Genomic DNA, 22,399 nt, shown 5'->3' with positions numbered 1-22,399 from the left:
ATCACCAAGCGGCCGGTATTCCAGCCGAGTTGGGCCGCAGGCGCTCGCCGGGGGACCGACGGACGGCCGACCAGGGCCGCCCCCGATGGCTCACGTGCTGCCCGGTCCCCCGCCGGCGAGGACCGCGACGGCCAGGGGACGCTCGCCCACCGGGAGCCGGGTCACCCGGCCGGTGTCGAGGTCGACGACGCTCAGGCCGTTCCAGTAGCCCTCGCGGGTGAAGCCGCCCGAGACGTAGGCGGTGGCGCCGTCGGCCGAGAGGGCGACGGTCTCGTGCGGGCCGTCCAGGGCGATGACCCGTTCCTCGCCCTCGGGCGTGCGGACGGTCAGGGACGGGCCGTCGTCCTCGGACGGGTCGATCGGCCCGGTGCCCACGACGTAGAGGGTGCCGTCGGCGCCTGCCGTGACGCCGTGCTGGTGGGTGTTGGCGGTCATCTGCTCGATCCGGACCCGCCCCGTGCCCGGGTCGACCACCGCCAGCCGCTCACCCTCGTACGGCAGCAGCAGGGCCCCGTCGGAGGGGCGTACGGCGGTGTAGTGCGGCTTGAGCCAGGAGCCGAGGCCGCCCTCGGTGCCGTACGGGGCGACCTCGATGCGGCGCGCCGTCCAGTCTCCGGTGTCGACGACGCTCACGTCGAACGAGTCGTGGTTGGTCGCGTAGACCTGCCGCCCGTCGCGCGAGACGTCGACGTCGAAGGGACGGCGACCGACCGGCACGACCTCCGTCACCTGCCGCCGCCCGGTGTCGACGACCTCCAGCGTGCCGTTGCCGCCGGGGACGTTGACCCCGACGTAGAGGCGGCGCCCGTCCGGGGACAGGGCGATGCCCATGCCACCGCCCCGGTACTCGCCGGTCGTCACCGGGCCCGTGTCCGTCCGGTACGGGATGAGGGCGGTGCGCTCGCGGGTGCGGGTGTCCACGGCGGCCACGCCCTCCGCGGTCGCCACCCACGCCGTGCCGTCCTCGCCCAGGGCGACCCCGTACGGTGCCGTGCCGACCCGGACCGAGCCCAGGTCGGCCGCCCCGCCCCGCCCGGCGGGGTCGACGAAGGTGACGGTGTCCGCGCCGAAGTCCGTGACCAGCAGGGTGCCTCCCGGCGTGCGTGCGGACGCGCCGCCGGAGTCGGGTGTGCGCGGGGAAGCGGAGGCGGGCGGGGCGGAGACCGGGGACGCGGCCCCGTCGTCGCCGTCCGCCGCGCATCCGGCCAGCGTCGCGGTGACGGCGGCCAGCGCGGCCAGGCGGCCCGCGAGGGAACGCCGGTTCACCGCCGCCCACCCTCCGCGCGAGGGGAGTCGCCGTCGCGCGACTCGGCCCGTCGCAGCAGGTCCGCGACGGCCTCGAAGCCCCTGCGCTCGGCATGGGCACGGGCCGTGACACCGTCGCCGTCCGGCAGCGAGGGGTCGGCGCCCGCGGCGAGCAGGGCCCCGACGACCTCCTGGTGCCGGCGGTCACCGTCGCCGAGGACGACAGCTTCGAGGAGCGCCGTCCAGCCGAGCCGGTTCACGTGGTCCACGTCGATGTCCGTCTCCGCGAGCACGGCCCGTACGTAGGCCACGTGGCCGCGTTCGCTCGCCGGAATCACCGAGACGCCGCCGAAACGGTTGGTCAGCGTGACGTCCGGACCGCCCGGCAGCAGCGCCCGCATCATCGCGACGCTGCCCGTGACCCCGGTGACCAGCCACGCGCTGTCCTCGCGCGCGTCCTGCGCGTTGACGTCCGCGCCGGCCTCGACCAGTGCCTCGGCGACCGCGACCCGGTCGGCCAGGGCGGCCCGCAGCAGCGGCGTGCGGCCCTGTTCGTCGCGCAGTTCCCGGTCGGCACCGGCCCGCAGCGCCGCCCGGACGGCGTCGGCGTCGCCGCGGCCAACGGCGTCCGAGAGGGCGAGGTCGGCGGGGGTGGGTGGCTTGGCGGTCATGGTCGGACAGCTCCGCGGTGTCGGGGACGTGTGCCTCCAGCGTGGACCCTCGGGGCTTCGGCGGGGGTCGGCGCACCGGCTCGTCCGCGCCCGCCGGACGGACGACCGCCCTGTCGTCCGATCGGACGACCCGCCGGGACCACTGCCCGACCCACCGGCCACCGGATGCCCCGCCGCACGGCCCCGGCCCTCTGGGTTCACCGGACCGGGGGCGATCGCCCGGCTTCGTCCGACCACAAGACGGCCGGTCCGTCCTTCGGGGTCCACTGGGCGGCCTGCGGGTCTTCCGGGTCTGCCGGAGTGTCGACCTCCGGCTCCGGCTCCGGGTTCCGCCGGCCCGTCGGCCCGCTGACCTTCCGGGTCCACCGGACTGCCCGCCGGCCCTCCGGGTCCACCGGACCGTCGGCCACTCGTGTCCACCGGCCACTCGTGTCCACCGGCCCGCCCCAGCCGGTCAGCCGACGGGAAACGGAAGCCGCGCGGCCAACGCGCCCAGCGCGGACACCTCCGCCGAGGTCGGTGGCCGTCGGCCGGTGCCGACCAGCAGGGCGTCACGGTCGGTGAACGACGCGGGGAACGCCGCACCCACCACCGCTTCCAGCAGCTCCCGCGAGCGCCCGAGCCCTTCAGCGGGCGGCGCCGCCGCCTCCGGGAGGTGCGCGACCAGGTCGAGGTGGTGCAGGGACCACTCCAGGACGTACGCCGAGAGGTAGTCGCCCGCCGTGAGCACCTGGCCCTGGGTGCCGACCCGACCCGTGGGGTCTGCCAGCGCGGCGGCCCGCCCGGCGGCGGCACCGACGTCGTCGAGGTGGAACCTGAGCAGCTCCGGCTGCTCGTAGGCGGCGGCCAGGCGCACGGTCAGCGCGTCGAGCGGATCGTCCCCGGTCGGGGGCTCGACGACCCGCCAGTACGTTACCGCGTCCCGGGTCGGCTCCTCGGCGGTGGGGGTGGCCAGGGTGATCAGGACGTCCTGGGCGTCGATGACCAGGTGGCACACCAGGTCCCGGACGAGCCAGCCGGCGCAGCCCGACGGCCGGGCGAAGTCCTCGTCGAAGAGGTCGGCGACCGCGGCGAGCAGGGCCGACCAGGAGCGGTTGAAGAGATCCACGCCCGACAGCCAACACCACCGCCCGCCCGGCCGCGAGCCCCTTCGCAGGAGGGGGCCCGCCCCGCGCGTACGGGGCACCGTCACGGACCTGCGACGCCCCGTCCACCGGCTCAGCCGTCGACGGTCGCGGCCTCCTCGGGCGGCTCGGTCAACTGCTCGCGCACGTAGTTCCACACCACCGCGATCACGGCGGCGAGGGGGACGGCGAGGAGGCTTCCCACGATCCCGGACAGGCTGCCGCCCAGCGTCACCGCCAGCAGGATCACCGCCGCGTGCAGACCGAGGCCGCGGCTCTGGATGATGGGCTGGAAGACGTTGCCCTCCAGTTGCTGCACGACCACGATGATCGCGAGGACGATGAGCGCGTCCATCAGACCGTTCGACACCAGGGCGATCAACACGGCCACGAACCCCGCGAACAGGGCGCCCACGATGGGCACGAACGCGGACACGAACGTCAGGACCGCCAGGGGCAGCACCAGCGGCACGCCCAGGATCCACAGGCCGAGGCCGATGAACACGGCGTCCAGCAGCCCGACCAGGGCCTGCGACCGGACGAAGGCGCCCAGGGTCTCCCAGCTGCGCAGGGCGACGACCGGGACGTCGGTGGCCAGCCGGCCGGGCAACTGGCGGGCGAGCCACGGCAGGAAGCGCGGCCCGTCCTTGAGGAAGAAGAACATCAGGAAGACGCCCAGGACAGCGGTGATCAGGCCGTTGACCACCGCGCCCACCCCCGTCGCCACCGCGGTGGTGATACTGCCGACGCTGTCCTGGATGCGTGCCACCCCCGCGTCGACGGCGCCGGTGATCTCGTCGTCACCGATGTTCAGCGGCGGTCCCGCGGCCCACTCGCGCAGCCGCTGGATGCCCTCGACCACGCCGTCGGTCAACTCGTCCGTCTGGGAGGACATCGGCACGGCGATCAGCGCCACGATGCCGAGGACGACCAGCAGGAAGGCCACCGTCACCACCGAGGCGGCCAGTGCCGGACGCCACCCGTGCCGTCGCAGGAAGCGGGCCGAGGGCCACGTCAGCGTGGTCAGGAGCAGACCGACGAGCAGCGGCCACACCACCGACCACATACGGCCGAGGACCCACAGGGTCACCGCGAGCATGACGAGTATCAGCAGCACCTCGCCCGAGACGCGCGCGCTGGTGCGCAGCGCGGCCCGGGTTCTCGCGGCGCTCAATCCGGCAGACATGGGATCACCCTAGAGGGGCGCCCCGACGACTGGCCCACCAGTCCGACGCTTTCGAGTCCGATGCCTTCGAGGCGCGGGGCCGCGCGGGGAGTTGACGGCCGGTGATCCGCACCCCGAGGGGGCTCGGATCAGCTCAGCTCTCCGGGACCTTGACCCAGTCGAGCGTGCGCTCCACCGCCATCTTCCAGCCCGCGTACCCCTCCGCCCGCTTCTCCTCGGACCACTGGGGCTCCCAGCGCCTGGACTCGCTCCAGTGGGTGCGCAGTTCGTCGGTGTCCCGCCAGAATCCCGTGGCCAGTCCCGCCGCGTAGGCCGCGCCGAGGGCGGTGGTCTCCGCGACCACGGGACGGCTTACGGGGACACCGAGGACGTCCGCCTGGATCTGCATGCACAGGTCGTTGGCGGTCACCCCGCCGTCGACCCTGAGCACGTCCAGGTGGACCGCGGAGTCCTGCTCCATGGCCTCGACGACGTCGCGGCTCTGGTAGCAGATCGCCTCCAGCGTCGCCCGTGCCAGGTGCGCGTTGTCGTTGTACCGGGCGAGGCCGACGATCGCGCCCCGCGCGTCGGAGCGCCAGTACGGGGCGAACAGACCGGAGAAGGCGGGCACGAAGTACATGCCGCCGTTGTCCTCGACGGTGCGGGCGAGTTCCTCGCTCTCGGCCGCCGTCTTGATGATCTTCATCTGGTCGCGCAGCCACTGCACGGCGGACCCGGTCACCGCGATGGAGCCCTCCAGCGCGTAGACCGGCGGGTTGTCGCCGAACTGGTAGGCCACGGTGGTCAGCAGGCCGTGCTGGGAGCGGACCAGCTCGGTGCCGGTGTTGAGGACCAGGAAGTTGCCGGTGCCGTAGGTGTTCTTGGCCTCGCCGGGGGAGAAGCAGACCTGGCCGACGGTCGCCGCGTGCTGGTCGCCCAGTACTCCGGTGATGGGCACGGCGGCGCGCAGCGGCCGGGAGGTGCGGGTCGTGCCGTACGCCTCGGGGTGCGAGGAGGGGTTGATGGTGGGCAGCATGCCGCGGGGGATGCCGAAGAAGCCCAGCAGCTCGTCGTCCCAGTCCAGCGTCTCCAGGTCCATCAGCATGGTGCGGCTGGCGTTGGTCACGTCGGTGGCGTGGATGCCGCCGTCGGGGCCGCCGGTCAGGTTCCACAGGACCCAGGAGTCCGTGTTGCCGAACACCGCGTGCCCCTGCTCCGCCGCCTCGCGGACACCGTCGACGTTCTCCAGGATCCACTGGATCTTCCCGCCGGAGAAGTATGTCGCGGGCGGCAGCCCGGCCTTGCGGCGGATGACGTCGCCCCGGCCCGACCGCTCCAGGTTGGCCGCGATGGCGTCGGTGCGGGTGTCCTGCCACACGATGGCGTTGTAGTAGGGGCGGCCGGTGCGCGGGTCCCAGACCACCGTGGTCTCCCGCTGGTTGGTGATGCCGATGGCCGCCAGGTCGGTCCCGGAGAGTCCGCCGTTGCGCAGGGCGTTCTGCATCACCGAGTTGGTGCGCTCCCAGATCTCCACCGGGTCGTGCTCCACCCATCCGGAGCGGGGGAGGATCTGTTCGTGCTCCAACTGGTGCTTCGCGACCTCGTTGCCCCCGTGGTCGAAGATCATGAACCGGGTACTCGTGGTTCCCTGGTCCACCGCGCCGATGAAGTCCGCCATGTTCGCTCCGTCTCTCCGGCCGGTGTCGGTCCTGGTGCGGGCACCTCCTCGGCCAGACTAAGACGACTTCCGGCAAACCGCACATAAAGGACAGGAGCGGTGTGCGGCAGCCGCCGGTGGAGGGCCCCCGCCCCCCACCGGCCGCGGGTCAGGGAGCGATCGGCAGCCGGCGCTTGTGGTCGGTCTGCCGGTAGCGGGTGACGATCGTCTCGAAGGCCTGCTCCTTCACCGGCTTGCCCTCCAGGAAGTCGTCGATCTCCTCGTAGGTGACTCCGAGGGCGTCCTCGTCGGCCTTGCCCGGGGCGAGGGTCTCCAGGTCGGCCGTCGGAATCTTGCGGACCAGCTCGGCGGGCGCGCCCAGCGCGTCCGCGACGGCGCGCACCCGGCGCTTGGTGAGGCCCGTCAGCGGTACGACGTCGGCGGCACCGTCGCCGAACTTGGTGAAGAAGCCGGAGACCGCCTCGGCCGCGTGGTCGGTGCCGACGACCAGCCCGCCGTGCGCTCCGGCCACCGCGTACTGCGCGATCATGCGCTGGCGGGCCTTGATGTTGCCGGCCACGAAGTCCTGGTGGGCGGCGTCGCGGAAGGCCACGTCCGCGGCGAGCAGGGCGTCGAGCGCCGCGTCGCTCGCGGGCTTGATGTCCACGGTCAGCACGTGGTCGGCCCGGATGAACGAGAGGGCGAGCTGGGCGTCGTGCTCGTCGGCCTGCACCCCGTGCGGCAAACGCATCGCGTAGAAACGCGCCTCGTGCCCCGCGGCGCGGGCCCGCTCCGCGGCGAGCTGGCACAGTCTGCCCGCGGTGGTCGAGTCGACCCCGCCGCTGATGCCGAGCACGAGGGCGCGCAGACCGGTGGAGGTCAGCCGCTCGGCGAGGAAGGCCACCCGGCGCTCGATCTCCCGCTCGGCGTCGAAGGTCTCGGCGACCTCCAGTTCCCGGGCGATCTCCTTCTGCAGGGCGATGGACGCCGGCTCGCTCAATTCCGCTCCTTGTTCGACGGGCAGGACGGTTCTCGTTTCACCCTACCCAGAGGCGCCCGGGGAACGCGGACCCACCGTCCGGTGGAGCGGGAGGTGCGGGGCGGCCGTCAGGAGCCGCCCCGCACGGCGACGGGTCAGTCCAGCGGTTCGATGCGGATGTCGCGGAACCGGACCTTGTTCCCGTGGTCCTGCAGCCGGATCGCCCCGGCGGCCGGCGTCTCGGCCCGGCCGGCCGCGGTGGGTCCGTCGAGGGCGACGTCGTCGTGGACCGTCCTGCCGTTCCACACCACCGTCACCCGCGCGTCGGCGGTCTTGGCGCCGTTCTCGTCGAAGCGGGCGGCACGGAAGACGATGTCGTACGTCTGCCAGGTCTCCGGGGCCGTCGCCGCGTTGGTGTCGGGTGCCTTCTTGAGGTAGATCGCCCCGGCCTCGTTGGTGTCCAGGGTGGTGTCGTCGAAGGAGTCGAGGATCTGGAGCTCGTAGCGGTCCTGGAGGTAGATGCCGCTGTTGCCGCGGTCCTGGCCGGTCACCTCGTCCGGCAGCAGGGGCACACGGAACTGAACGTGCAGCTTGAAGTCCTGGTAGGCGTCCTTGGTGCGGATGTCGCCGCAGCACACCTCCATCGACCGCTCCTCGGCCAGAGGCCAGGCCACCTTCCTGCCGTCCGTGTGCTGCCACTGTTCCTGCGAGGCGGCGGTGCCGTCGAACAGGGCGACCGGGGCGCCGTGCGGGCGCACGGTGATCAGGTCGAGGTTGACGTGGCCGGTGTCGCCGGGGTCGTAGCGGTAGGAGAGCGTGTTGTGTCCGGCGCGCAGCCGCAGCGACTCGGTCCGGGTGGACCAGGTGTCCCAGTCCCCGGTGGACGGGAGCTGCGTCTGGCGCACCTTCTTCCCGCCGGCGTACAGGGACAGCGACTTGGTGCCCTCGAAGGGGTTGGGACCGTTGGAGTAGCGCAGGCCCACGTCGTAGGTGCCGGCCTTCGGGACGGTCACGTCGAAGGTCGTGGTGACCTTGCCCTCGGTGGCGTAGCGGTCGACGAAGCCGCTGCCGGAGTAGCCGGTGTGGTCGGTGTTGACGCCGGCCCTCCCCGTCAGACGCGCCTCCTCGGCCTCGTACAGGGTGGCCGCCGGCGGCTGCGCGCCCGGCATCTCGTTGAGGGTGTACCAGGCCTCGGTGCTCCACAGCGCCTCACCGGAGGCCGAGGTGAACGGGCGCGGGGAGCGCACGTGCACGACGCGGTCCGGCTTCAGGCCGTCCAGCCGCAGCCGCACGGTGCGGCCGTCGTCCGAGAGCGTCGCGGACCGTACGGCCAGCTTCTCCTCCGCGATCTTCGGGCCGCCGTAGTCGCCGGTCGGCGTGTAGCGCCACTGCTCGGCCTCGTAGCGGGCGGCCAGCTCCGCGGCCGTCTCCCCGGACACCGGCTGGGTGTACGTGAGGTCGAAGCCGCCCGGCACGGCCCGCATCCTCTGGACGTCGAAGGTGTTGCCGCCGTTGGGCGTCAGCTTCTGCAGGCCGAACTTCAGCTTGCCCTCCTGCCCCCAGTTGCCGTCGGCGCCCAGGCCGCCGGTGTAGATCGCGCCGTCGGGGCCCAGGGAGACACGGTTGACGCCCGCCTCCAGGCCCTGCGTGTAGCGGAAGACGGCGCCCTGGTACTGGCCCTTCACCTTCTCCAGGTAGGCGCGCTGGAGGCCGCCGTAGGTGACGTCGCCGATCAGCATCTGGCCCGCGAACCTGCCCTTGGTGAGGTACAGCGGGGTGGAGGGCGAGTTGCCGATCTCGTTCTGCGGCAGCCACAGCACCGGCTCGGTGACGGGGGAGGACTCGAAGGGGCCGGCGGGCTCGGTGTAGTGGTTGAAGAAGCGGTCCTGCTTGATCTGGACGAGCTTCGAGGCCGGCAGCCAGCCGCCCTGGTTGTCGGTGGCGAACAGGTCGCCGCCCGGCCCCCAGCCGATGCCGTTGGGTGTGCGCAGCCCGCCCGCGATCGGGCTGATCTTCCCCGTCTTCTTGCTGATCCTGTAGGTCGTCCCGCGGTTGGGCGCGGGCTGCGGGGTGGTGGTCGCGCCGCCGAGGTCGATGGCGACGGAGAGGTTCACGTAGAAGTAGCCGTCGCGGTAGAGCAGGCCGAAGGCGAACTCGTGGAAGTTGCCGCCGTAGGGCCAGGTGGCGACCGTGCGGTACTCGTCGGTCACGTCGTCGCCGTCGCTGTCGACCAGCCGGGTCAGCTCGTGCTTCTGCGAGACGTAGAGCGAACCGTCCACGTACTTGATGCCCATGGGCTCGCGCAGCCCGCTCGCCACCTTCTCGACCCGCACCTTGTCGCGGCTGGTCTCACCGGTGACGTTGTCCAGGAGGTACACCTCTCCGGCAACGTTGTCGGTGCCGCCCCAGGTGCTGATCGCCAGGCGTCCGTCGGGCAGCCAGTCCATGCCGGTGACCTGCGGTTCGAAGCCGTCGGGGCGCAGGTCGGCGAGGTCGAGGTCGGGGCGCACGGAGGTGAGCGGCAGACCGTCGCCGGGGGTGTCGCGCCCGGCCTCGCACTCCTTGCGGCCCGGCGCCGTCACCCGGACGACCCCGGCGTCCGTGCTCAGCGCCTCGGTGGGTACGACGCTGAACTCGCTCTCGCCCGGCGGCATCCAGGACAGCTGCACCTGCTGGCCGCCGCCGCGGTCGAAGTGGTCGATGCGCAGCGGGTGCGCGCCCGCGGTGAGGTCGACCGTGCCGTCCTTGGGCTCCGCGCCGTGCAGTCCGTCGTGGTCGATCACCGTGGCGTCGTCGAGGGTCAGCCGGGAGCCGTCGTCGCTGACGAGCCGGAACACGTAGGTGCCGTCGCGCGGGGCGTGAAGGTAACCGGACGCCTGGGAGACGAAGTTGTCGGCGATGCCGCCGAAGTCGGCGGTGGTGGACCAGTCGACCGTCGGCATCAGCTTGTCGTGGTTGGGGGTCTGGCCCGGCTTGAGGGTGCACAGCTCGTTCAGCGGCGTCTGGACGTCGAACACGCGCAGGGTGACGCCGGGTTCCTGCGGCGGGATGTCGGCGGGCGCCGCCGAGGACGCCGGGGCGGCCCAGGCGCCGCCGAGCGCGACGGCCGACGTCAGCAGGAGGATGAGGTGTCTTCGGGCACGTGAGAACAGCCGTGGGTGCATTGGTCCTCCGGGAGGTGGGGACCGGACCGTGCCGGATGTCGCTCCGGTCTTGTGCGGTAGGACGGACGTTCCGCCGCCAAGGTAGGAGACTTCTGCTTGACATGTCCATACTTTGTCATCGGTGTGTTCAAAGTTCTGGGCGTCAAGTCCCCTCCCCGGGACGGGGATCGGCCTCGCGGGTCGGCGGTCAGCGTCCCCTGCGCACCCGGGCGGCCGCGCGCGCCTCCGCCTCCCTGCGTGCCTCGACGGCCTTGCGGGACCCCTTCGCGGCGCGGCCCGGGCGGGTGCCCATCCCGCGGAAGGGCGCGTTGCCGCGCTCCTGGGCCGGTCCGGTCGGCGGGCGCTTCGCGCCGGTGAGGGCCGTCAGCCTCTGCTCGCCCGAGCGCACCGGGGTCACCGTCGGCCGGATCCCGGCCTCGGACATCATCCGGTTCACCTCGCGCCGCTGGTCGGGGGTGACGAGCGTGACCACGCTCCCCGTCCGCCCGGCCCGCGCGGTACGCCCGCCGCGGTGCAGGTAGTCCTTGGCGTCGGCCGGCGGATCGACGTTGACGACGAGGTCGAGGTCGTCGACGTGAATGCCCCGCGCCGCGACGTTGGTGGCCACCAGCACGGTGACCTCGCCCTCCACGAACCGGGCGAGGGTGTGGGTGCGCTGCGGCTGCGACTTGCCGCTGTGCAGGGCGGCGGCGGGCACACCGGCGGCCCGCAGGTGCCGGGTGAACCGGTCGACTCCCGCCTTGGTGTCCAGGAACATCAGCACCCGGCCGTCGCGGGCGGCGATCTCGGTGGCGGTCGCGTACTTGTCGGCGGGGTGGATGGTCAGCACGTGGTGCTCCATCGTGCTCACCGAGGCCGACGCCGGGTCGACCGACGCGAGGACGGGGTCGTGGAGGTGGTCGCGCACCAGCTGGTCGACGTCGCCGTCGAGGGTGGCCGAGAACAGGAGCCGCTGCCCGTCGGAGGGCACCTGCTCCAGGATGCCGGTGACCTGCGGCAGGAACCCCAGGTCGCACATCTGGTCCGCCTCGTCCAGCACCGTGATCCGCACCTGGTCCAGTCGGCAGTCCCGGCGGGAGACCAGGTCGGCCAGGCGGCCCGGCGTGGCGACGACCACCTCGGCGCCGTCGCGCAGCGCCTGGGTCTGCCGGTTGATCGACAGACCGCCGACGACCGTGGTCAGGCGGACGCCCAGCGCCCGTGCGTACGGCGTCAGCGCGTCGCTCACCTGCTGCGCCAGTTCCCGGGTCGACACCAGGACGAGGGCCGACGGACGCTTCGGCTCCGCGCGCCGGCCGGCGGTCCGGGCGAGCAGGGCGAGCCCGAAGGCCAGGGTCTTGCCGGAGCCGGTCTGCGCCCGGCCGAGGACGTCGCGCCCGGCCAGGGCGTCGGGCAGGGTCGCCGCCTGGATCGGGAACGGCCGCGTCACCCCGAGGGCGGTCATCGTCTCCACCAGCACCGGCGGCAGCCCGAGGCCGTCGAAGGATGCGGTCGGCTTCGCGTTCATGGGGGACCTTTCTGATCAGGCGCCCGGAACGCGACCGGGCCCGTACCCCTCGGTACGGACCCGGGCGCCTCAAAGCGTGCCGCCATTTTACCAGCGGGCCCGCCCTCGCCCCGCGGACGGGCGGGCGCTCCTACTTGGACTCGACCCGACCGAGCGGGCCCGGCCCGGCCGCCAGATCGTCGCGCGCCCTCTGCCAGGCGGTGTCCCCCGGATACAGCTCGGAGCGCAGGTAGGCCCAGGTGAGCCGCTGCACGGCGGCCACCCGTACGGGGTCCTCGTCGGTGGTCTCCGCGACGTCGTACCCGGCGACCCCGCCGAGCCCGTGCTCCGCGCCGAACAGGGTCAGCAGGGACTTGGGGCCGGGGGAGAGGGTGTACGGGTCGGCATGCCACTCGGGGCCGGACACCGTCAGGTGGGCGGAGTCGTCCTTGTCGCCGGCGACGACGAGGGCGGGCGTGGTCATGCGGGAGAAGTCCGTGGTCAGGAAGAAGGGCATGGTCGCGGCGGCGGACGGGCTGAGGGCGTCGCCGCCCCGGCCGGGCGCGGCGAGCAGCACGCCGGCCCCGACGCGGGGCTCGGCCAGGTCCACCTCCGTGCCGTCGTCCGGATCGGTGAGCCGGGCGCCGAGCAGCAGGCTCGCGGTGTGTCCGCCCATCGAGTGCCCGGCGACCGCGACCCTGCTCCGGTCCAGTCGGCCGGAGAGCTGCGGGACGGCCTCCTCCAGGACGTCGAGCCCGTCGAGGACGTGCGTCATGTCCTCGGCGCGCGACCGCCAGAACAGGGGCGCCCCGGGGGTGGCGGGATCCAGGGCCAGGGTCCGCGAGCTGAGGTGGGTCGGCTGGACCACGACGAAGCCGTGCGCCGCCCAGTAGTGGGCGAGCGGGGCGTAGCCGTTCAGGGAGGAGAGGTGGTTCGAGTAGCCCTGGCCGTGCGAGAGCAGGAGGAGGGGCAGGTCGGACCCGGTCACGGGGGCGGAGACCCGCACCTGGAGGTCCACCGGCCGCCCGGGGGCCGGCAGCACGACCGGGGCGACGGAGAAGACGGGGGCGGGCGGGGAGATGACGTCGGCCGGGTGGGTCGGTGCGCTCATGAGGCGGGTGTCCGTTCGATGGATCGACTGCGGAGACAGCGAGGCCGTGGGGAGGGGAAAGGCGGCGCGTCGGCGCGACAAGAAGCGGGACGTTGTCCCGGTTAAATATACGGAACGCTGTCCCGTTTGGTCAACGCGCGCTCTCCGGGTCCGCAGGCGTGCCGCGCCGCGCCGCCCGGACACGGCGGTGGCTCCACCCGAGCAGAGCGAACAGCACGAAGCCGGAGAGGATCAGACTCGCGCCGGTGGCCCATCCGGAGTACGGCAGCTCGGGCACGAGACCCCAGGCCAGACCGGCGGCGAGGAGGAACAGCCCCACGAGCACGGAGCCGGCGATGCGCCAGCGGGAGGAGACGCTCTCCTCGGCGGCACGCATCGCCCGGACACGGACCGGAGCGACGTACCGGTCCAGCGCCGGAACGGCGCGCGCCAGCAGCACCACCCCGGCGAGGACGAGCAGCAGACCCGGCCCCGGCAGCACCAGCAGCGCCACGCCGATCAGCAGCAGGACGGCGCCGAGGGCGCCCAGGGCGGTGCGCCGGATCGATTCGACACCCCGCGCCATGGCGCCCCACTCTCCTGCGGTCGGCAAGGAATCCGGTTCTGTCGGCGTGCCCACCCTAGGCCGGGACCGGGGCGCGGGCGATTTCGGCGGGGCCTCTCGGCGGGCCCGGCGGCACCCGGACCGGGCAGCCGGGAGGCGAAGTGACGCGCCGTCCTGCAGGCCCGCCCAAGACGGCAGCCCGGTCATGTCCGCCAACGCCCGATGTGGCAGGGCTGGTTGGGATTCGGCCCCATCGACGCGCGCGGACTTCGCTGCTAGACCTGCACCACCCGTACCACCTGCACCCGCCTTCCAGGAGGAGCATGTGAGACCACGTCGCGCGGTCGTCCGGACCGCATCGGCACTCGTCGCCGCCCTCGCCCTGACCGTCGGCCTGGGCAGCACCGCCGTCGCGGCGCACGAGGCGGAGGCCGGGGCACCCGCCACCGGGACCGGCCCCGTCACGCACGAGGAGAACGACCGCGTCCCGGAGGGCTCGGTCTGGACCCAGCACTACTTCCCGTCCTCCGACCGCTCGGGCACCCGGCTGCACGCCGACGTCCTGCTGCCCGAGGGGCTGAAGCGGAAGGAGAGGGTTCCGGTCATCGTGTCGATCGGTCCGTACTTCGCCCACGCCGGCCAGACCGGTCCCGAGGGCTGGTCCCGCACCGGCCCCTCCGCCCGCTTCCAGGACTTCATCGAGGGCACCGACCTGTTCGACCAGGGGTACGCCTTCGTCATGGTGGACCTGCGCGGCTTCGGCGGCTCCACCGGCTGTCTGGACTGGGGCGGCCCCGGCGAACAGGCCGACGTCAGAGCCGCGATCGACTGGGCCGCGAAGCAGCCGTGGTCCACCGGCGCGGTCGGCATGTACGGCAAGTCCTACGACGCCGTCACGGGCCTGATCGGCAACAACCTGGACCAGCGTGCCCTCAAGGCCGTCGTCGCCCAGGAACCCGTGTGGGACATGTACCAGTACATCTACTCCAACGGGGTGCCGCGGCCGAACGTGACGGGCACCGCCGACGCGTACAACTCCATCGCCTCGATGCCGCCGATGGCGGACGACGATCCCCGCTACCAGGAGGCCGCCCGCTACGAGGAGAGTCATCCGGAGTGCCTGACGGAGAACTCGGCCGGCTACCGCATATCCGACCAGCGGGACGAGCACTGGACCTCCCGCGACCTGGCGAGGATGGCCCGGGGCAGTGACACCCCGCTGTTCGTCACGCAGGGCTTCGTCGAGAACAACACCAAGCCCGAGGAGATGGAGGAGTACCTCGACAACCACCGGGGCCCCGAGCGCGGCTGGCTCGGCCAGTGGGACCACGTGCGCGGCGGCGACCGCGTCGGGGACGGACGCCTGGCCATGGGCCGTGCGGGCTGGTACGACGAGACCCTCGCCTTCTACGACCAGTACCTGAAGGGCGCCGGGCCGAGCGTGCGTTACCCGGCCTACGCCGTCGAGGACTCCACCGGAGCCTGGCGGGCCCAGCGCACCTGGCCCGTCACCGAGCGGTCGGTCACCGTCGCGCTCGGCGGCGGCTCCTACGTGGACGACGGCGGCGCGTCCGCCCGCGCGGCGCTGACCGCGTCCGGCGGTCCGGCACCGAAGGCCCCGCCGCGGCCGACCGGCAGGTGGGACATGGAGAACGCGCCCGCGACCGAGCAGCCGGCCCCGGCCGGGCTGGCCGCGGAACTGGCGAAGCGTCAGCGCGCCGGTGAGGCCGCCTCCAGCTTCTTCGTCTGGTCGAAGCCGCTCACGAGGGACACGCGCGTCACCGGCACCCCGCAGGTCTCGCTGACGGCCCGCGGCGAGGGCAACGTCATGCTCAAGCTGTACGACGTCGCCCCCGACGGCACCGCGGTCATGTTCGACGAGCAGGTCTCCCTGGTGAAGTCCGGCCGGATGGGCGTCGACCTGAAGGCGACCGACTGGACCCTCGCCGCCGGACACGTCCTGGCCGTGGAGATCGGGTCGATCCAGACCGGTTCCTGGCGGGACACACCGTCCGGCGAGACCATCGAGGTCAGTGGTGCGAAGCTGCGCCTCGCCCTGGACGACCCGGCCGACGACATCGCCACCCAGGGCGACCGGTCGCCGTACCTGGACACGTATCTGCGCCAGTACACGGTGAGCCTGCCGGTGGGCCCGGGCGCATTCTCGTTGGTTCCGGGCGGCAGGTCGTGACAAGCTGTGCTCCTGTAGTCCGAGCCCAGGAGGTCGTCATGACTGAAGAGTCTTCATCGCAAACAGGTTCGGAAGCGGCGGAGGACCAGAGCCCCGCACTGGCTCCCGACGCCGACGGTCAGTACGACCTGAAGGACAAATTCCGCCAGGCACTGGAGCGCAAGCGCGGCAAACAGGCGGAGGCCGCCGCCCTCGCGGCGGGCGCCGACGTGGCGAAGATCCGGGGCACTCACGGCCCGGCCGCCAGCCAGCGTTCGTTCCGGCGCAAGAGCGGCTGAGGCCGCGCGCGACCGTCCGGGGCAGGGCCCGACCGTGGCAGCACGGTCGGGCCCTGCCCGTCGTGGAGGGGGCCGGTCGGGGTGCTCAGGGGCGGGCGGTCAGATAGCCGCCCATGGAGGTGAAGTACTCCGTCGCGGCCAACTCCCTTCCGTCCTGGGTGCGTACCCGCGTCACGGCGAGGCCGTGGTTGCGGCCCCGGCGCGCGTCGGCTCCGGCGACGATCACCACGCCCTCGCCCTCGCGGTAGAAGATCCGGCCGGGCGTACCGCCGTAGCGGGCCTCGGAGACCACCGCGGCGAGGATCTCCAGCCGCCGCCCCCGGTGGAAGGTGAAGGCGCTGGGGTACGGCTCGGACTGGGCGCGGACCAGGCGCTCCAGGTCCTCGGCCGGCCAGTTCCAGTCGATGCGGATGTCGTCGGCCGACCGCTTGTGGAAGAAGCTCGCCCGGGACCGGTCCTGCGGGGTGAACTCCGTCTGCCCGGCCGCGATGAGCCCGAGGGCGCCGAGGGTGACCGGGGCGATCAGGTCGACGGTCTTGTGGAAGAGGTCGGTGGCGGTGTCCGTCGGACGGACCGGCACCGCCTCCTGCCGGACGATGTCACCGGCGTCCAGTTCGCCGTTCATCATGTGCGCGGTGACGCCCACTTCGCTCTCGCCGTTGATCAGCGCCCAGATCAGCGGGGAGAAACCGGCGTACTTCGGCAGCAGCGAGTCGTGCACGTTGAGGGTGCCGTGTCGCGGGAGGCCGAAGATGCGCGGGGGGATCCAGGTCCGCCAGTTGTTGGCCACGATGATGTCCGGATCGGCGTCCTTGAGACGCTCGAACAGGTCGTCGTCGTCCGGGCGGTTGCGGATCAGCACCGGGACGCCGTGCTCCTCGGCGAGATCGGCGACGGAGTCGCTCCAGATCTTCTCGTACGCGTGCTCGCTCCCAGGATGCGTGACCACGAGGACCACGTCGTGCTCGGAGTCCAGCAGTGCTCGCAGGGTGCGGTGCCCCCAGGTCTGGTAGCCGAACATGACGACCCGCATGGGGTTCCTCCTCAAGGCAGGGGCTGACCCGGGCAGTTAAGCAAGGCTTACCTTACTCTGCAATATCCCTGCGCAGCAGACCAGTTGGCGCGAATCGTCCGTCGGCAGCCCTATCGACAGCCGTATCTCGTTAGCTTAGGCTCACCTAAGTTTTCGGCGTACGAGGGGAGTGACATGTCACAGGATCTTCCTGCTGACCCCACGCTCGTCCACGACCTCATCGGTATCGGCTTCGGGCCGTCCAATGTCGCCATGGCGATCGCGATCCGCGAGCACAACGCACGGGCCGGCGGGCAGGAGGCGCTCGACGCCCGCTTCTTCGAGCAGCAACCGCGCTTCGGCTGGCACCGCGGCATGCTGATCGACGACGCGACCATGCAGGTGTCCTTCCTCAAGGACCTGGTGACCCTGCGGAACCCGGCCAGTGAGTACAGCTTCCTCTGCTACCTGCAGAGCAAGGGGCGGCTGATCGACTTCATCAACCACAAGAACCTCTTTCCGCTGCGCATCGAGTTCCACGACTACTTCGAGTGGACCGCGGCCAAGGTCGCCGACATGGTCTCCTACGGCCACGAGGTCGTCGGCGTCGCGCCCGTCGAGCGGGACGGAGTCGTGGACCACCTGGAGGTGACGGTCCGTTCCGGGGAGGGGCTGGAGGTCCACCGGGCGCGCAACCTCGTCGTCGGCACCGGGCTGCGCCCCCTCGTGCCGGAGGGTGTGGAGCGCGGCGACCGCGTCTGGCACAACTCCGAACTGCTGGCCAGGGTGGACGCGTTGGAGGGCACCTCGCCCTCGCGGTTCATCGTCGTCGGCGCCGGGCAGAGCGCCGCGGAGAACGTCGCCTACCTGCACCGCCGCTTCCCCGCCGCCGAGGTCTGCGCGGTCTTCGCACGCTACGGCTACAGCCCCGCCGACGACAGCGCGTTCGCCAACCGGATCTTCGACCCGGCTGCGGTGGACGACTACTTCACCGCTCCCGGCAGCGTCAAACGCCGGCTGATGGACTACCACGGCAACACCAACTACTCCGTGGTGGACATCGATTTGATCGACGACCTGTACCGGCAGATGTACCGGGAGAAGGTCCTGGGCACCGAGCGGCTGCGCTTCCTCAACGTGTCCCGGCTCTCCGACGTCAAGGAGACGCCGGACCGGGTGCGTGCCACCGTGACGTCGCTGGTCACCGGAGAGGAGCGCCTCCTGGACGCGGACGTCGTGGTCTTCGCCACCGGGTACGGACCGGCCGACCCCCTCGGCCTGCTCGGCGAGGTCGCCGACCGCTGCCTGCGCGACGCCGAGGGCCGGGTGCGCGTCGAGCGCGACTACCGCGTCGCCACCGACCCCGCCCTGCGCTGCGGCATCTATCTCCAGGGCGGCACGGAGCACACGCACGGCATCACCTCGTCCCTGCTGTCCAACACCGCCGTCAGGGTCGGCGAGATCCTCGAGTCGCTCCTCGACGGGGGTCTCAAGTCCGCCGCGGACGAGGCCCGTACGGTCGCCGACGGAACCGGCACCGGCACGCGTTAGGGTACGACGCCATGACCACGACTGGGGCCCGGCGCCCCGCGACCGGCCCGCAGGGCCCAACGGAGGCCCGGCGGCGCCGTGTTGCCGGGCTGGGTGTGCTCGCGGCGCTCCTCGTGGTCGCGGCGGCGGCGTCGCTGGCCGTCGGCGCGCGTGCGCTCAGCCCCGCCGAGGTGTGGCACGGGCTGTTCGCGGTGCCCGAGTCCGACCAGCGGCTGACCGAGATCCGGCTCATCGTGCGGACCGTACGGGTGCCCCGCACGGTGCTCGCCGTCGTGGCCGGCCTCGCGCTGGGCGTGGGAGGGGCGCTGATCCAGGGGTACACGCGCAATCCCATCGCCGACACGGGGCTGCTGGGGGTGAACTCGGGTGCCTCGTTCGCCGTGGTGTCGGGGATCGCCGCCTTCGGGTTCACCGACCCGTTCCAGTACGTCTGGTTCGGCTTCCTGGGCGCGGCGGTCGCCGGTGTCGTCGTGTTCGGGCTGTCGAGCATCGGCCGCGGGGCGGGCAACCCGCTCACCCTCGCGCTGGCAGGGCAGGGGGTCACGGTGTTCCTCGCGGCGATGACCACGGCGGTCGCGCTGACGGACAAGGCCTCGCTGAACGCCCTGCGGTTCTGGAACGCGGGCTCGCTGACCGGGGTCGGCTTCGACGTCATCTGGCCCGTGTCCGCCTTCGTCGCCGCCGGGCTGCTGCTGGCGCTGACCACGCTGCCGTCCGTCAACCTGCTCCATCTGGGCGAGGACGTCGCACGGGCCCTCGGGGTGAGTGTCGCGCGCACCCGCACCGTCGGCATCGTCGCCATCACCCTGCTGGCCGGGGCGGCGACGGCGGCCTGCGGCCCCATCGCGTTCCTCGGGCTCATGGTGGCCCACGTGGCCCGGTACCTGACCGGCCCGGACTACCGCTGGCTGGTGCCCTGCGCCGGTCTGCTCGGGGCCCTCGTGCTGCTGGTCTGCGACATCGTGGGGCGCCTGGTGGTGCGGCCGGGGGAACTGGACGCCGGGGTCGTCGTCTCGCTCCTCGGCGCACCGTTCTTCGCCGTCCTGGTGTGGCGCGGGAAGTTCAAGAACGCGTGAACGGGGCGGACGTGACGGCGAACGGGGCGGGCAGGGCAGTGGAGGCGAAGGCGGACCCACGGGCCCCGGTGGCGCCCGGTGTGCGGTTCGGCGGCGTGTCGTTCGTGTGGCGGCCCCGGATCGCGGGTGTCACCCTGCTCCTGGCGGTGGCGGGCTTCCTGGTGTTCTGCGTGTCGATCGGGGTCGGGGACTTCCCCATCGCCCTGCCCAGGGTCCTCGCCACGATCCTCGGCCGGGGCGAGCAGGTCGACGAGTTCGTGATCATGGACCTGCGGATGCCCCGCGCCCTCGCCGGGCTCGTCGTCGGCGTCGCGCTCGGGGTCTCCGGCGCCCTCACGCAGTCGATCGCCCGCAATCCGCTGGCCAGCCCCGACGTCCTCGGCATCACCAGCGGTGCCGACGCGGTCGCGGTGTTCCTGGTGACCGTGTCGGGTGGTGCCGCGACGGCCGTCACCGACCTTGTGGGCCTGTCGGCGGCGGCACTCGCGGGCGGCCTCGGCACCGGGCTGCTGGTGTACTTCATGGCGTGGCGCCGCGGGATCGACGGCTTCCGGCTCATCCTCATCGGCATCTCGGTGAACGCCGTGATGCAGGCGATCACCACGTGGCTGCTGGTCACCGCCGACATCCGGGACGTGGCGCGGGCCCAGGCGTGGCTGGTCGGCTCGCTGGACAACCGGTCGTGGGGCGAGGTCCACGTCGCGCTGTGGTGCACCCTCGTCCTGCTGGTCGTCGTGGCCTGTGTCGCCTTCCAGTTCAAGCCGCTGCACTTCGGCGACGAGGTCGCCGCCGGGCTCGGCGTCCGGTACGGCGCGGTGCGCGCGGTCCTGCTGCTGTGCGCGGTGCTGCTGGCCGGCGTGGCGGTGAGCGCGGCGGGACCGGTGCCGTTCGTCGCGCTGGTGGCGCCCCAGGTGGCGATGCGGCTGGCCCGGTGCCCGACCCCGCCGCTGGTGGCCTCCGGTTTGGTGGGAGCGCTGCTGCTGACCGGCTCCGACCTGGTCGCGCGCACCGCGCTGCCCGTCTCGCTGCCCGTCGGCGTGGTCACCGCCGCCGTCGGCGGGCCCTTCCTCGTCTATCTGCTGGTGCGGGCGAACCGCAGATAGCTGGTACAAAGTAAGGCGAGCCTAATCGAGGGGGCCTTGTGGTCGTTCAGTCCATCACCGGGACCGAAACGGAAGGTGACGGCGCCTCACGGCTGGCGGCCCGGGGCGTCACCGTCGGGTACGGGGCCCGGTCCGTCATCGACGGTCTCGACGTGGCGATCCCGCCCGGGGTGATCACCACCATCATCGGACCGAACGGCTGCGGCAAGTCGACCCTGCTGCGCACCCTGTCCCGGCTGCTCAGGCCGACCGGCGGAACGGTCGTGCTGGACGGCGAGGACATCGCCGCGCTCAGGACCCGCGACGTGGCCAAGAAGCTCGGACTGCTGCCCCAGGCGCCGGTGGCCCCGGAGGGGCTGACGGTGTCCGACCTGGTCGCCCGGGGCCGCCACCCGCACCAGAGCTGGCTGCGGCAGTGGTCCTCGGACGACGCCGAGGTCGTGCGGCGGGCGCTGGCCATGACCGGCGTGTCCGACCTCGCGGACCGTCCCGTGGACTCGCTCTCCGGCGGACAGCGCCAGCGCGTGTGGATCTCGATGACCCTGGCCCAGGGCACCGACCTGCTGCTGCTGGACGAGCCCACCACCTACCTGGACCTCGCGCACGCGGTCGACGTGCTCGACCTGGTCGACGACCTGCACGAGTCCGGTCGCACCGTGGTCATGGTGCTGCACGACCTCAACCTGGCCACGCGCTACAGCGACAACCTGGTCGTCATGAAGGAGGGCGCCGTCCTGGCGCAGGGCCACCCGCGCGACGTGATCACCGCCGACCTGCTGCGTGAGGCGTTCGGGCTGCGCGCCATGGTGATCGACGACCCGGTCGGGGACCGCCCCCTCGTCGTGCCGATCGGACGTACCCACGTCGAACTCGCCACGAAGGCAACCGAGTTGTTGTAGTGAGGGTAGGCTAACCTCACTCGGGCGCGATAAGGTTGGCTGCCCTCAGAGGGGGCGCAGTGGACGGCGCGACAGCAAAGGGATCTCCGGATGCTCCTCAGAACGACGCGTACGAAGCCCTGGCGACGACTCGCGGCGGCCCTGTCCGCGACCGTGCTCGGCGTCGGACTCCTCGCGGGATGCGGTTCCGACTCGGACGACCCGGCGGACGGGGCGGGCGGTGGCACCCCGGCCGCGGCCGGTGCCTTCCCGGTCACGGTGGAGCACGCGTTCGGAACGACGGAGATCGACAAGGCGCCCGAGCGGGTCGTCTCCGTCGGCTACACCGACGACCAGACCGTCCTGGCCTTCGGCATCAAGCCCGTCGGCATGGTCGACCAGTACCCGAACCCGGCCGGGCAGAGCCCCGACATCAACACCCAGTGGCCCTGGGTGAAGGACAAGTGGGGGGACACCGAGCCCGAGGTCGTCATGAAGAACGGTGACACGGGGCCCAACTACGAGAAGATCGCCGCGCTGCGCCCCGACCTGATCGTCGCGGTCTACTCTGAGATCGACCAGGCCGCCTACGACAAGCTCTCCAGGATCGCGCCCACGGTGGGGCGCACCAAGGGCGAGAAGGAGCCGTTCAGCGCTCCCTGGCAGGACAACGCGCTGCACATCGCCAAGGCGCTCGGCAAGGCCGAGGAGGGCCGGAAGATGGTCGCCGACATCCAGGGCAAGCTGGAGGCGGCCAAGCAGGCGCACCCCGAGTTCGCGGACAGGACGGCGGTGGTGCTCTCCTGGTACAAGGACTCGGTGGCCCCGTTCACCTCCACCGACGTGCGCGGGCGGCTGGTGACCGGCATCGGCTTCCGGTACCAGACCGGGATCGACAAGGTCGCCGGCGGCGACTTCTACACCACGCTCTCGCCCGAGCGCGTCGACCTGGTCGACGTGGACCGCGTCTTCGTCATCAACGACAAGGCGGACCAGGACGCGTTGAAGAAGTTCGAGCTGTTCACCAATCTGGACGCCGTCAAGAACGGCAAGGTGTCCTACCTGCTGGACAGCGAGGGCCCGGCGGTCGGCGCGGCCATCTCGCAGGGCACCCTGCTGTCCATGCCGTACGCCGTCGACGAACTCGTCAAGTCGGCCGGGTAG

Annotated in this window: 18 protein-coding genes; 7 read left to right on the top strand and 11 right to left on the bottom strand. The window is 72.2% G+C overall.

The genetic code is table 11. The features are described from left to right. Positions 1-90: 90 nt before the first annotated feature. From IE94_RS0127965 to IE94_RS0127915, 10 genes are all read right to left on the bottom strand, one after another. On the bottom strand, positions 91-1,266 hold the full coding sequence (locus tag IE94_RS0127965) for a YncE family protein (RefSeq protein ID WP_030189626.1): 1,176 nt from the start codon (positions 1,264-1,266) through the stop codon (positions 91-93). Next, a complete protein-coding gene (locus IE94_RS0127960) occupies positions 1,263-1,916 on the bottom strand; it encodes an ankyrin repeat domain-containing protein (protein ID WP_030189624.1) in 654 nt (217 codons plus the stop codon). The genes IE94_RS0127965 and IE94_RS0127960 overlap by 4 nt, the downstream gene beginning before the upstream one ends. Before the next feature lie 454 nt (positions 1,917-2,370). Next, positions 2,371-3,024: a maleylpyruvate isomerase N-terminal domain-containing protein gene (locus IE94_RS0127950; RefSeq protein WP_030189620.1), complete on the bottom strand. Its 654-nt coding sequence runs from the start codon at positions 3,022-3,024 to the stop codon at positions 2,371-2,373. A gap of 110 nt (positions 3,025-3,134) precedes the next feature. Then, complete coding sequence (locus IE94_RS0127945) at positions 3,135-4,226, bottom strand: AI-2E family transporter (RefSeq protein WP_030189618.1); 1,092 nt, start codon at positions 4,224-4,226, stop codon at positions 3,135-3,137. A 133-nt stretch (positions 4,227-4,359) separates the two neighbouring features. Continuing rightward, on the bottom strand, positions 4,360-5,883 hold the full coding sequence (glpK, locus tag IE94_RS0127940) for a glycerol kinase GlpK (RefSeq protein ID WP_030189616.1): 1,524 nt from the start codon (positions 5,881-5,883) through the stop codon (positions 4,360-4,362). Between the two features lie 148 nt (positions 5,884-6,031). After that, entirely contained in the window at positions 6,032-6,862 is an 831-nt protein-coding gene (gene nadE, locus IE94_RS0127935; protein WP_030189614.1) for an ammonia-dependent NAD(+) synthetase, read from the bottom strand. 134 nt (positions 6,863-6,996) lie between these two features. Further along, positions 6,997-10,005 carry a 3-keto-alpha-glucoside-1,2-lyase-like domain-containing protein gene (locus IE94_RS0127930; RefSeq protein WP_030189612.1) on the bottom strand — a complete coding sequence of 1,003 codons (3,009 nt, stop codon included), beginning with the start codon at positions 10,003-10,005 and terminating at the stop codon, positions 6,997-6,999. Positions 10,006-10,192: 187 nt separating this feature from the next. Further along, the gene (locus IE94_RS0127925) at positions 10,193-11,512 is read right to left on the bottom strand and encodes a DEAD/DEAH box helicase (protein WP_030189610.1); all 1,320 of its coding nucleotides are present in this window, start codon (positions 11,510-11,512) and stop codon (positions 10,193-10,195) included. 130 nt (positions 11,513-11,642) lie between these two features. After that, positions 11,643-12,602 (bottom strand): alpha/beta hydrolase family protein, encoded by a 960-nt coding sequence (locus IE94_RS0127920; protein WP_030189609.1) that lies wholly within the window; start codon positions 12,600-12,602, stop codon positions 11,643-11,645. 130 nt (positions 12,603-12,732) lie between these two features. Next, positions 12,733-13,167: a PGPGW domain-containing protein gene (locus IE94_RS0127915; RefSeq protein ID WP_030189608.1), complete on the bottom strand. Its 435-nt coding sequence runs from the start codon at positions 13,165-13,167 to the stop codon at positions 12,733-12,735. A 304-nt stretch (positions 13,168-13,471) separates the two neighbouring features. Between IE94_RS0127915 and IE94_RS0127910 the strand changes: the two genes are divergently transcribed. Beyond that, entirely contained in the window at positions 13,472-15,337 is a 1,866-nt protein-coding gene (locus IE94_RS0127910; protein WP_030189607.1) for a CocE/NonD family hydrolase, read from the top strand. A gap of 38 nt (positions 15,338-15,375) precedes the next feature. Continuing rightward, positions 15,376-15,615, top strand: coding sequence for a DUF5302 domain-containing protein (locus tag IE94_RS0127905; protein WP_030189601.1), 240 nt, complete (start codon positions 15,376-15,378; stop codon positions 15,613-15,615). A gap of 85 nt (positions 15,616-15,700) precedes the next feature. Here the strand turns inward: IE94_RS0127905 and IE94_RS0127900 are convergent, their stop codons facing one another. Continuing rightward, positions 15,701-16,648: a methionyl-tRNA formyltransferase gene (locus IE94_RS0127900; protein WP_030189599.1), complete on the bottom strand. Its 948-nt coding sequence runs from the start codon at positions 16,646-16,648 to the stop codon at positions 15,701-15,703. 174 nt (positions 16,649-16,822) lie between these two features. Here IE94_RS0127900 and IE94_RS0127895 point away from each other — a divergent pair, with 174 nt between their 5' ends. From IE94_RS0127895 to IE94_RS0127875, 5 genes are all read left to right on the top strand, one after another. Further along, a complete protein-coding gene (locus IE94_RS0127895; protein ID WP_030189596.1) occupies positions 16,823-18,178 on the top strand; it encodes a lysine N(6)-hydroxylase/L-ornithine N(5)-oxygenase family protein in 1,356 nt (451 codons plus the stop codon). 11 nt (positions 18,179-18,189) lie between these two features. Further along, on the top strand, positions 18,190-19,254 hold the full coding sequence (locus IE94_RS0127890) for a FecCD family ABC transporter permease (protein WP_030189595.1): 1,065 nt from the start codon (positions 18,190-18,192) through the stop codon (positions 19,252-19,254). An 11-nt stretch (positions 19,255-19,265) separates the two neighbouring features. Further along, on the top strand, positions 19,266-20,357 hold the full coding sequence (locus tag IE94_RS0127885; RefSeq protein WP_425337988.1) for a FecCD family ABC transporter permease: 1,092 nt from the start codon (positions 19,266-19,268) through the stop codon (positions 20,355-20,357). 38 nt (positions 20,358-20,395) lie between these two features. Continuing rightward, a complete protein-coding gene (locus tag IE94_RS0127880; protein ID WP_030189591.1) occupies positions 20,396-21,256 on the top strand; it encodes an ABC transporter ATP-binding protein in 861 nt (286 codons plus the stop codon). Positions 21,257-21,346: 90 nt separating this feature from the next. Continuing rightward, positions 21,347-22,399: an iron-siderophore ABC transporter substrate-binding protein gene (locus IE94_RS0127875; protein ID WP_030189589.1), complete on the top strand. Its 1,053-nt coding sequence runs from the start codon at positions 21,347-21,349 to the stop codon at positions 22,397-22,399.

The sequence above is a fragment of the Streptomyces violaceorubidus genome, assembly GCF_000717995.1.
Classification (GTDB): Bacteria; Actinomycetota; Actinomycetes; order Streptomycetales; family Streptomycetaceae; genus Streptomyces; species Streptomyces violaceorubidus.
Note: the sequence above shows the minus strand (reverse complement) of the source record. Positions and strands in the feature narration are given on the sequence as shown.